General features: G+C 67.5%; 7 protein-coding genes. All 7 read right to left on the bottom strand.

The annotated features are described in order from the left end of the window. Positions 1-2100, bottom strand: a complete 2100-nt coding sequence (gene fusA, locus AB0I21_RS00160) for an elongation factor G (RefSeq protein WP_360557890.1) — start codon at positions 2098-2100, stop codon at positions 1-3. 46 nt (positions 2101-2146) lie between these two features. Beyond that, positions 2147-2617, bottom strand: a complete 471-nt coding sequence (gene rpsG / locus AB0I21_RS00155; protein ID WP_033357670.1) for a 30S ribosomal protein S7 — start codon at positions 2615-2617, stop codon at positions 2147-2149. Between the two features lies 1 nt (position 2618). Beyond that, positions 2619-2993, bottom strand: a complete 375-nt coding sequence (gene rpsL, locus AB0I21_RS00150) for a 30S ribosomal protein S12 (protein ID WP_033357671.1) — start codon at positions 2991-2993, stop codon at positions 2619-2621. Positions 2994-3360: 367 nt separating this feature from the next. Next, positions 3361-3828, bottom strand: a complete 468-nt coding sequence (locus AB0I21_RS00145; protein WP_360557888.1) for a hypothetical protein — start codon at positions 3826-3828, stop codon at positions 3361-3363. A 1-nt stretch (position 3829) separates the two neighbouring features. Continuing rightward, positions 3830-4165 carry a hypothetical protein gene (locus AB0I21_RS00140; protein ID WP_360557886.1) on the bottom strand — a complete coding sequence of 112 codons (336 nt, stop codon included), beginning with the start codon at positions 4163-4165 and terminating at the stop codon, positions 3830-3832. A gap of 75 nt (positions 4166-4240) precedes the next feature. After that, positions 4241-8128 carry a DNA-directed RNA polymerase subunit beta' gene (locus AB0I21_RS00135; RefSeq protein ID WP_344501841.1) on the bottom strand — a complete coding sequence of 1296 codons (3888 nt, stop codon included), beginning with the start codon at positions 8126-8128 and terminating at the stop codon, positions 4241-4243. An 83-nt stretch (positions 8129-8211) separates the two neighbouring features. Beyond that, a complete protein-coding gene (locus AB0I21_RS00130) occupies positions 8212-11637 on the bottom strand; it encodes a DNA-directed RNA polymerase subunit beta (RefSeq protein WP_344501842.1) in 3426 nt (1141 codons plus the stop codon). Between the last annotated feature and the right edge of the window lie 407 nt (positions 11638-12044).

The raw sequence follows: 12044 nt of genomic DNA, 5'->3' as shown, positions 1-12044 counted from the left end.
CTACTCCCCGGTCGCCTTCGCGATGATCTCCTTGGCGACGTTCGCGGGAACCTCGGCGTAGGAGTCGAACTGCATCGAGTAGCTCGCCCGGCCCTGGGTCTTCGACCGCAGGTCGCCGACGTAGCCGAACATCTCCGACAACGGCACCGTGGCGCGGACGACACGGGCACCGCCGCGCTCCTCCATCGCCTGGATGGTGCCACGCCGGGAGTTGAGGTCGCCGATCACGTCACCCATGTTCTCTTCCGGGGTGGTGACCTCGACGGCCATCAACGGCTCGAGGAGGGCCGGAGAGGCCTTGCGGGCCGCCTCCTTCATCACCATCGAACCAGCGATCTTGAACGCCATCTCCGACGAGTCGACCTCGTGGTACTGGCCGTCGAGCAGCGTCAGCTTCACGCCCACCATCGGGTAGCCGGCGAGCACGCCGTACTGCATCGCGTCCTGCGCGCCGGCGTCGACCGAAGGGATGAACTCCTTCGGGATGCGACCGCCGGAGACCTCGTTGACGAACTCGTAGGTCGGGCCGTCGGCCGTCATCTCGAGCGGCTCGATCTTGACGATGACCTTCGCGTACTGACCCGAGCCACCGGTCTGCTTCTTGTGCACGTAGTCGATCTTGTCGACGGTGCCCTTGATGGTCTCGCGGTAGGCCACCTGCGGCTTGCCGATGTTGGCCTCGACGCTGAACTCGCGGCGCATCCGGTCGACCAGGATGTCCAGGTGCAGCTCGCCCATGCCGGCGATGATGGTCTGCCCGGTCTCCTCGTCGTTCTTGACGCGGAAGGTCGGGTCCTCCTCGGCCAGCCGCTGGATGGCGGTGCCCAGCTTCTCCTGGTCGGCCTTGCTCTTCGGCTCGATGGCGACCTGGATGACCGGCTCCGGGAAGGTCATCGACTCGAGGATGACCGGGTGGGCCGGGTCGCAGAGGGTGTCACCCGTGGTGGTCTGCTTGAGACCCTGCACGGCGATGATGTCACCCGCCTGAGCGCTGGGGCGCTCCTCACGCTTGTTCGCGTGCATCTGGTAGATCTTGCCGATCCGCTCCTTGCGGTCCTTGGTGGAGTTGACCACCTGGGAACCGGACTCGAGCGTGCCGGAGTAGAGACGCACGTAGGTGAGCTTGCCGAGGTGCTTGTCCGTCTGGATCTTGAAGGCCAGGGCGGAGAAGGGCTCGCTGTTGGACGGCTTGCGCTGCAGCGGCGTCTCGCCGTCGGTGGCCACACCCTCGACCGCCGGGATGTCCAGCGGCGACGGCAGGAACTCCACGACGGCGTCGAGCATGGGCTGAACGCCCTTGTTCTTGAACGCCGAGCCGCAGACGACCGGGTTGAGCTTGCCGGCGATGGTGGCCCGGCGGATCGCGGCCTTGAGCTCCTTGACGTCGAAGGTCTCGCCGTCGAGGTAGCGGACCATGATGTCGTCGTCGGTCTCGGACAGCGTCTCCAGGAGCTTGTCCCGGTACTCGTTCGCCTGGTCGACGAGATCCGCGGGGATCTCCTCGATGGCGTAGTCCTCACCCTTCTGGGTCTCGCCACGCCACGTCAGGGCGCGCATCTCCAGCAGGTCGACGACGCCGATGTGGTCGCCTTCCAGGCCGATCGGGATCTGCAGCACCAGCGGGGTCGCGTTGAGCCGGTCGACCATCATCTGCACGCAGCGGAAGAAGTCCGCACCGGTGCGGTCCAGCTTGTTGACGAAGCACATACGCGGGACGTTGTACTTGTCGGCCTGCCGCCAGACGTTCTCCGTCTGCGGCTCCACGCCGGCGACACCGTCGTACACGGCGACGGCGCCGTCCAGGACCCGCAGCGACCGCTCGACCTCGACCGTGAAGTCGACGTGGCCGGGCGTGTCGATGATCTGGATGACGTGGCCCTTCCACTCGCACTTCGTGGCGGCGGAGGTGATGGTGATGCCCCGCTCCTGCTCCTGCTCCATCCAGTCCATGACGGCGGCGCCCTCGTGGACCTCACCGATCTTGTACGTGATGCCGGTGTAGAAGAGGATGCGCTCGGTCGTCGTCGTCTTACCGGCGTCGATGTGCGCCATGATGCCGATATTGCGGACCTTGGCGAGGGCAGCGTCTACGGCAGCCACTTCGAATCCCTACTTCGCTCTCGTCGGATTGCTGGAAAAGCGTCGCTTACCAGCGGTAGTGCGCGAAGGCCTTGTTGGACTCCGCCATCTTGTGGGTGTCCTCGCGGCGCTTCACCGAAGCACCGAGCCCGTTGCTGGCGTCGAGCAGCTCGTTCATGAGCCGCTCCACCATGGTCTTCTCACGACGGGCGCGCGAGTAGGTGACCAGCCAGCGCAGGCCCAACGTCGTCGCCCGGGGAGGGCGCACCTCGACCGGCACCTGGTAGGTCGCGCCACCGACGCGGCGGCTGCGGACCTCGAGGGTCGGCTTGACGTTGTCCATCGCGCGCTTCAGCGTGACGACGGGGTCGGTGCCCGACTTCTCCCGGCAACCCTCGAGGGCGCTGTAGACAACGCGCTCGGCGAGCTGACGCTTGCCCTCGACCAGGATCTTGTTGATCAGCTGGGTGACGAGCAGGGAGTTGTAGACCGGGTCCGCCACCAGGGGCCGGCGCGGCGCGGGGCCTTTACGCGGCATGTCAGCTCTTCTCCTTCTTCGCGCCGTACCGGCTGCGAGCCTGCTTGCGGTTGCGGACACCCTGGGTGTCCAGCGAACCACGAATGATCTTGTACCGGACGCCGGGGAGGTCCTTCACACGGCCACCACGGACCAGCACGATCGAGTGCTCCTGAAGGTTGTGACCGACACCGGGGATGTAGGCCGTCACCTCGATACCGTTGCTCAGTCGCACGCGGGCCACCTTGCGCAGGGCCGAGTTCGGCTTCTTCGGCGTGGTGGTGTACACACGCGTGCAGACGCCACGCCGCTGCGGGCTGCCCTTGAGCGCCGGCGTCTTGGTCTTGCTCAGCTTCGCCTGGCGGCCCTTGCGGACCAGCTGCTGGATCGTAGGCACTGGGCCTGTCTCCCTTCGGCCTCGCGGCCGCACGTCTTCTTCTTCGCTGTCTCCACGGCGTGACCGGCACCCGCGGTCGGGCGTGTCGCCCGCCGCGCGAACCCGGTCCAAGAAGTGCCAACCGGGTTTCGCGGTTTGCGTCCACCCTCAACCCGCGGAGGCGGGCCGTTGTGGACGCACGCACGAGTTGCCCGGCAAAGCCGGGCACGAGGGGAAAGAGTACCCACCGTGAGGACGCTGGTCAAAATCGACGGCTCGGCCCCATGACGGAACACTCTTCACACCAAGAGTACCTGGTGTCTGATCCGTCCGTCCCGGGGGTCGCGTTCTCGGCGTCGGGGCCGGTCAGCGGCGCCCTCACGGGCGCTCACGGGCTCGTCGAGGTGGCCGCGGCCACAAAGGCCAGCAGCAGGGACAGCACGCCGACGCCCGCGCCGGTGGAGCCCAGCACCACCCCGGTGATCGCCATCCCGCGGCCGCTGACCAGCCGGCCCGCTCGGCGGACCTGGCGCATGCCGAAGACGCCGAGGCCGATCGCGCCGAGGCCGAGGAACACGGCCAGCACGGTGAACGCGCCGCCGGCGAGCGGGCCCCACCCCTCGGGCGCGCCGAGCAGGCCGAGGCAGCCCACGAACAGGCCGACGAAGACCGATGCGATGCCGGCGACGAGGCTGCCGATGGCGGGGCCGCTCGGGGTCGCCTGAACAAGGGGGTAGGCCACCCCGAAGGGGGTTCCCTGGACGACGTCGATCCGCATGCCCTGCTGCGCGACGGGCCGGGCCGGCTGCTGGTGCTGGTAGGGCTGCTGCTGCTGGTGCTGGTAGGGGTAGGTCACGTCAGTTCACCAGCGGGTCGAAGTCCGTGCCGCGGCCCCGGGCATAGGCCAGCAGGCCCAGGATCGCCAGGACGACCAGCGTGGCGATCGACAGCACGATGCCGGTCCACGCGAGCCGCACGCCGTTGCGCAGCCTCCTGGCGCCCAGCAGGAAGCCCTCCGCGGCCACCAGCTCGCGGTGCGACTGCCGGGCCAGCAGCAGCGCCAGGGTCGCCGGGATCGCCCCGCCGAGGAACGGCCCGGTCACCACCGACAGCAGGCCCAGCCCGAACACGGCCGAGGCCTTGGTGGCCCGGACCGGGTCGGGGTCGAGCGGATGGCGCGTCGAGGACGTCACCACCCGAGCCTATCCGGTCCATGGGAAGAGGGCGGGGCCCGTGGGGTCCCCGCCCTCTTCGTCGTCCGGTGGTGCTTAGCGGAAGGAGCCCAGGTCGAAGTCGTCCAGGGGGACCGCCTGCCCGCTGGCCGGGCCGAAGCCGTAGTCGGCCTCCGGGTAGCCGGTCATCGAGTAGACCTTCGCCTTCGCCTCTTCGGTCGGCTCGACCCGGATGCTGCGGTACTTGCTGATGCCCGTACCGGCCGGGATGAGCTTGCCGATGATGACGTTCTCCTTCAGACCGATCAGCGAGTCGCTGCGCGCGTGGATCGCCGCGTCGGTCAGCACCCGGGTCGTCTCCTGGAACGAGGCCGCGGACAGCCACGACTCCGTCGCCAGCGACGCCTTGGTGATACCCATGAGCACGGGACGGCCGGCCGCCGGCTCGCCGCCCTCGGCGACGACGCGACGGTTCTCCGCCTCGAAGAGCGCACGGTCGACCAGCACACCGGGCAGGAACTCGGTGGAGCCGGAGTCGATGACCGTGACCCGCTTGAGCATCTGCCGGATGATGATCTCGATGTGCTTGTCGTGGATGAGCACGCCCTGCGAGCGGTACACCTCCTGGACCTCGGACGTCAGGTGGACCTGGACCGCCCGGGGACCCATGATGCGCAGCAGCTCGTGCGGGTCGATCGTGCCCTCGGTGAGCTTCTCGCCGACCTCGACGTGCTCGCCGTCCTGGTAGCGCAGCTTGACGCGCCGGCTGAGCTTGTCGTGGACGATCTCCTCGCTGCCGTCGTCCGGCACGATGATGATCTTCCGCATCCGCTCGCCGTCCTCGATGCGCACGCGACCGGGGGTGTCGGCGATGGGCGCCTTACCCTTCGGCACGCGGGCCTCGAAGATCTCCTGCACACGGGGCAGACCCTGGGTGATGTCCTCACCCGCGACGCCACCGGTGTGGAAGGTACGCATCGTCAGCTGCGTGCCCGGCTCACCGATCGACTGGGCGGCGATGATGCCGACCGCCTCGCCGACGTCGACGGTCTTGCCCGTGGGCAGCGACCGGCCGTAGCAGGCGCCGCAGACGCCGAGCTTCGACTCGCAGGTGAGCACGCTGCGGACGCGGACGGTCTCGGTCCCGGCGGCGACCAGCAGGTCGACCGTGATCGAGTTGATGTCCGTGCCGCGCTCGGCGACGAGCTTGCCGTCCTTGTCGCGGACGTCGTCGGCGAGGGTACGGGCGTGCACGCCCGTCTCCGCGTGCTGGTGGATGCGCATGACGCCGTCGTGCAGCTCGCCGACCGTCATCGGGATGGCGCGATCGGTGCCGCAGTCCTCCTCGCGGATGATGACGTCCTGCGACACGTCGACCAGACGACGGGTCAGGTAACCCGAGTCGGCGGTCCGCAGCGCGGTGTCGGCCAGACCCTTACGGGCACCGTGCGTGGAGATGAAGTACTCCAGCACGGACAGACCCTCCCGGTAGCTGGCCTTGATCGGCCGCGGGATGATCTCACCCTTCGGGTTGGCCACCAGGCCACGGATCGCGGCGATCTGGCGGAGCTGGAGCAGGTTACCGCGGGCGCCCGAGTTGATCATCTTCCACAGCGGGTTCTCCTGCGGCAGCGCGCTTTCCATCTCCTTGGCGACCTCACCGGTCGCCTTGGTCCAGATCTCGATGAGCTCGCCGCGGCGCTCCTCGGCCGTCATGAGACCGCGCTGGTACTGCTTGTCGATCCGCTCGGCCTCCTTCTCGTAGCGCTCGAGGATCTCGCGCTTACGAGGCGGCTGGATGACGTCCTCCATGCCGATGGTGACGCCGGACCAGGTGGCCCAGTGGAAGCCGGCCAGCTTGAGCGCGTCCAGGGTCGCCGCGAGGGAGACCTTCGGGAAGCGCTCGGCGAGGTCGTTGACGATCGCCGACAGCTGACCCTTGCGGATCTCGTAGTTGACGAAGCGGTACCCCACCGGGAGCGTCTCGTTGAAGAGCACCCGGCCGAGGGTCGTCTCGACCGTGACCGTGTCGCCGGACTGCCAGCCCTCGGGGGCCTCCCACGGCTGACCGGAGGCGCCGTTGTCGACCCCGATGATGCCCCGGAGCCGGATCTTCACCGGTGCCTGCAGGTGCAGCTCGCCGTTGTCGAACGCCATCCGCGCCTCGGCGTCGGAGCTGAAGGTGCGCCCCTCGCCCGTCAGGCCCTTCTGGATGTGCGTCAGGTGGTACAGGCCGATGACCATGTCCTGGGTGGGCATGGTGACCGGCTTGCCGTCGGCCGGCTTGAGGATGTTGTTGCTGGACAGCATGAGGATGCGGGCCTCGGCCTGCGCCTCCGCGGACAGCGGCACGTGCACGGCCATCTGGTCGCCGTCGAAGTCGGCGTTGAAGGCGGTGCAGACGAGCGGGTGGATCTGGATGGCCTTGCCCTCGACCAGCTGCGGCTCGAAGGCCTGGATGCCCAGGCGGTGCAGGGTCGGCGCGCGGTTGAGCAGCACCGGGTGCTCCGCGATGACCTCCTCCAGCACGTCCCACACGACCGGACGCTGACGCTCGACCATGCGCTTGGCCGACTTGATGTTCTGCGCGTGGTTGAGGTCCACCAGGCGCTTCATCACGAACGGCTTGAACAGCTCCAGCGCCATCTGCTTCGGCAGGCCGCACTGGTGCAGCTTGAGCTGCGGGCCGACGACGATGACCGAACGGCCGGAGTAGTCGACGCGCTTGCCCAGCAGGTTCTGACGGAAGCGACCCTGCTTGCCCTTGAGCATGTCGGACAGCGACTTCAGCGGCCGGTTGCCCGGGCCGGTGACCGGACGACCGCGGCGGCCGTTGTCGAACAGCGCGTCGACGGCCTCCTGCAGCATCCGCTTCTCGTTGTTGACGATGATCTCCGGGGCACCCAGGTCGATCAGGCGCTTGAGCCGGTTGTTGCGGTTGATCACGCGCCGGTACAGGTCGTTGAGATCGCTGGTGGCGAACCGGCCACCGTCGAGCTGCACCATCGGACGCAGGTCCGGCGGGATGACCGGGACGCAGTCCAGGACCATGCCCAGCGGCGAGTTGGCGGTGTTGAGGAACGCCGCGACGACCTTGAGCCGCTTGAGGGCCCGGATCTTGCGCTGGCCCTTGCCGCTGCGGATGGTCTCGCGCAGCGACTCGGCCTCGTCGTCGAGGTCCAGGTTCTCCAGCAGCGCCTTGATCGCCTCGGCACCCATGGCGCCGGTGAAGTACTCACCGAACCGGTCGCGCAGCTCGCGGTAGAGCAGCTCGTCGGTGATGAGGTTCTTGCGGTCCAGCTTGCGGAACGTGTCCATGACCTCGTCGAGACGGTCGATCTCACGCTGCGCGCGGTCCCGCATCTGGCGCATCTCGCGCTCGCCGGACTCCTTGACCTTGCGGCGCACGTCGGCCTTCGCGCCCTCGGCCTCGAGCTCGGCCAGGTCCTGCTCCAGCTTGGCGGCGCGCTTCTCGATCTCCGAGTCGCGGGCGTTCTCCGCCTGGCGCTTCTCCGCCGAGACCTCGTTCTCGAGGGTGGCGAGGTCGCGGTGGCGGGCCTCCTTGTCGACGCTCGTGATCACGTACGACGCGAAGTAGATGATCTTCTCGAGGTCCTTCGGCGCCAGGTCGAGCAGGTAGCCGAGCCGGCTGGGCACGCCCTTGAAGTACCAGATGTGCGTGACCGGGGCGGCGAGCTCGATGTGGCCCATGCGCTCGCGGCGGACCTTGGCACGGGTCACCTCGACGCCGCAGCGCTCACAGATGATGCCCTTGAACCGGACCCGCTTGTACTTGCCGCAGTAGCACTCCCAGTCCCGGGTCGGACCGAAGATCTTCTCGCAGAAGAGCCCGTCCTTTTCCGGCTTCAGGGTGCGGTAGTTGATCGTCTCGGGCTTCTTGACCTCGCCATGCGACCACTGGCGGATGTCGTCGGCAGTGGCCAGACCGATGCGCAGTTCGTCGAAGTAGTTGACGTCGAGCACTTCGTCTATGTCCTCACGATTCAGTTGCTCGGGTAATTGCTAGGTCGTGGAGCGGGCGCCTTCGCGGGGCGCCCGCCCACGGATCAAACTTCCTCGACGCTGCTCGGCTCACGCCGGGAGAGGTCGATGCCGAGTTCCTCGGCGGCGCGGAACACCTCGTCGTCCGTCTCGCGCATCTCGAGGGCCACGCCGTCGCTGGAGAGCACCTCGACGTTCAGGCACAGCGACTGCAGCTCCTTGAGGAGCACCTTGAAGGACTCCGGGATGCCCGGCTCCGGGATGTTCTCGCCCTTGACGATCGCCTCGTAGACCTTGACGCGTCCGAGGACGTCGTCGGACTTGATCGTCAGCAGCTCCTGCAGCGCGTAGGCGGCGCCGTAGGCCTGCATCGCCCAGCACTCCATCTCACCGAAGCGCTGACCACCGAACTGCGCCTTACCACCCAGCGGCTGCTGCGTGATCATCGAGTACGGGCCGGTGGAACGGGCGTGGATCTTGTCGTCCACCAGGTGGTTGAGCTTGAGGATGTAGATGTAGCCCACCGCGATCGGGTCCGGCAGCGGCTCGCCGGAGCGGCCGTCGAACAGCCGCGCCTTGCCGCTGGCACCGATGAGCTGGTTGCCGTCCCGGTTGGGCAGCGTGCTGCTCATCAGGCCGGCGATCTCTTCCTCCTTGGCGCCGTCGAAGACCGGGGTCGCGACGTTGGTGTCCGGCTCGGACTCCCCCGCGTTGATGGCCTTCAGCGCCCGCTTCCACTCGGTGTCGTCACCGTCGATCTTCCAGCCTGTCTTGGCCACCCACCCCAGGTGGGTCTCCAGGACCTGGCCGATGTTCATCCGGCTCGGCACACCGAGCGGGTTGAGCACGATGTCGACCGGGGTGCCGTCCTCGAGGAACGGCATGTCCTCGACCGGGAGGATCTTCGAGATGACGCCCTTGTTGCCGTGGCGGCCGGCGAGCTTGTCGCCGTCCTGGATCTTCCGCTTCTGGGCCACGTAGACGCGCACCAGCTCGTTGACACCCGGGGACAGCTCGTCGCCGTCCTCCCGGCTGAACGTGCGCACGCCGATGACCGTGCCGGTCTCGCCGTGCGGCACCTTGAGGCTGGTGTCGCGCACCTCGCGGGCCTTCTCGCCGAAGATCGCGCGGAGCAGGCGCTCCTCCGGGGTCAGCTCGGTCTCACCCTTGGGGGTGACCTTGCCGACCAGGATGTCGCCGGTCACGACCTCGGCGCCGATCCGGATGATCCCCCGCTCGTCGAGGTCGGCGAGCATCTCCTCGCTGACGTTCGGGATGTCGCGGGTGATCTCCTCCGGCCCCAGCTTGGTGTCGCGCGCGTCGACCTCGTGCTCCTCGATGTGGATCGAGGTGAGGACGTCGTTCTGCACCAGCTTCTGGGACAGGATGATGGCGTCTTCGTAGTTGTGACCCTCCCAGGGCATGAACGCCACGAGCAGGTTGCGCCCGAGCGCCATCTCGCCCTCGTCGGTGCACGGACCGTCGGCGATGACCTGCCCCGCCTCGACCCGGTCGCCCTCGAAGATCACCGGCTTCTGGTTGACGCAGGAGCCGGAGTTGGAGCGGCGGAACTTGTGCAGCAGGTAGGTCCGGCGGTGGCCGTCGTCCTGGTGGATCGTGACGTAGTCGGCGCACATGTCCTCGACCACGCCGGCGACCTCGGCCACGACCACGTCACCGGCGTCGACGGCGGCACGGTACTCCATGCCGGTGCCGACGAGCGGAGCCTCGGCCTTGACCAGCGGCACCGCCTGGCGCTGCATGTTGGCGCCCATGAGTGCACGGTTGGCGTCGTCGTGCTCGAGGAACGGGATCATCGCGGTGGCGACCGAGGTCATCTGCCGCGGCGACACGTCCATGTAGTCGACCTGGTCGGCGGGGACGTTGTCGACCTCACCGCCCTTCCGGCGGACGAGGATGCGGTCCTCGGCGAAGTTGCCGTCGCTCTTGAGCGGAGCGTTGGCCTGCGCCTTGACGAACCGGTCCTCCTCGTCGGCGGTCAGGTAGTCGATCTGGTCGGTGACCCGGCCGTCGACGACCTTCCGGTACGGCGTCTCGACGAAGCCGAACGGGTTGACCCGCGCGAACGTCGAGAGCGCGCCGATGAGACCGATGTTGGGACCTTCAGGGGTCTCGATCGGGCACATGCGGCCGTAGTGCGACGGGTGCACGTCGCGGACCTCGAAGCCGGCCCGCTCACGCGACAGACCGCCCGGGCCGAGCGCGCTGAGGCGCCGGCGGTGGGTCAGGCCCGCGAGGGGGTTGGTCTGGTCCATGAACTGCGACAGCTGCGACGTGCCGAAGAACTCCTTGATCGCCGCCACGACGGGACGGATGTTGATCAGGGTCTGCGGCGTGATCGCCTCGACGTCCTGCGTCGTCATGCGCTCGCGGACGACGCGCTCCATCCGGGACAGGCCGACGCGGACCTGGTTCTGGATGAGCTCGCCGACCGTGCGCAGGCGCCGGTTGCCGAAGTGGTCGATGTCGTCGGCCTCGTAGCCCTCTTCGCCCGTGTGCAGGCGGCAGAGGTACTCGACCGTGGCGACGACGTCCTCTTCCGTCAGCACACCCTGGTTGATCGGGAGGTCCAACTCGAGCTTCTTGTTGAACTTGTATCGACCGACCTTGGCGACGTCGTATCGCTTCGGGTTGAAGAAGAGGTTGTCGAGGAGGGTCTGCGCATTCTCACGCGTCGGCGGCTCGCCGGGGCGGAGCTTGCGGTAGATGTCTAGCAGGGCCTCGTCCTGGCCGGCGATGTGGTCCTTCTCGAGCGTCGTCATCATGAGCTCGGACCAGCCGAACTTCTCACGGATGCGCTCGGCGGACCAACCGATGGCCTTGAGCAGGACGGAGACGGCCTGCCGGCGCTTGCGGTCGATGCGGACACCGACGGTGTCGCGCTTGTCGATGTCGAACTCCAGCCAGGCACCCCGGCTCGGGATGACCTTGACGCTGGTGAGGTCGCGGTCGGAGGTCTTGTCCGGCTGCTTGTCGAAGTACACGCCCGGCGACCGGACGAGCTGGCTCACCACGACGCGCTCGGTGCCGTTGATGATGAAGGTGCCCTTGGGCGTCATCATCGGGAAGTCACCCATGAACACCGTCTGGCTCTTGATCTCGCCAGTGGTGTGGTTGGTGAACTCCGCCGTCACGAACAGCGGCGCGCAGTAGGTGAGGTCCTTCTCCTTGCACTCCTCCATGGGAGCCTTGACCTCGTCGAAGCGGGGCGCGGAGAACGACAGGGACATCGTGCCGGAGAAGTCCTCAATGGGACTGATTTCATCGAGGATCTCCGCCAGCCCGGAACGGGCGTGCGGATCACCGGCCGAGCGGCTCTGCCACTTCTCGTTGCCAACCAACCAGTCGAACGAGTCGGTTTGGATGGCAAGGAGGTTGGGAACCTCAAGGTGTTCGGTGATCCTGCCGAAGGAGACCCGGCGGGGAGCGTATGCGCTCGAACTGGTCTTCGCAGGGCGGGAAGCTGCCAAGATGCGTCCTTCCGAGGACCGGTGGTGCAGACAGGCCGTTTTGCGTGCAGCCTGACGACCCCCGATGCAAAGTGCCCACGAAGAGGCACTCCACGCCAGAGGTGAAGTCAGAAGACAGCGCAAACTAGCAGTGTAGCCGAAAGGCTAACCGCTGTCGAGCGGCCCCGTGCACGATGTTTCAACGATCTTGTTGAAGATCGCTGTTCCACCGGCCGAGCCGCTCGCGTCGGTCGAGGCCTGGGGCTCATCGGCCGATGTGCGCTGAACCAGACCCAAGAAGGATCGGGGCACATCTGTCGGGCCACCGGCCGCCGCGTCCGCGGAAGGCAGTGCCTGATTAGCGTGCCTGCCACCAGGTCATCGCGTCAAGGGTTCCCACGCGCGTCGGGCCACCGTGACGGAAATCT

Source organism: Dactylosporangium sp. NPDC050588 (assembly GCF_040654975.1).
Taxonomy (GTDB): domain Bacteria; phylum Actinomycetota; class Actinomycetes; order Mycobacteriales; family Micromonosporaceae; genus Dactylosporangium; species Dactylosporangium maewongense.
Note: the sequence above shows the minus strand (reverse complement) of the source record. Positions and strands in the feature narration are given on the sequence as shown.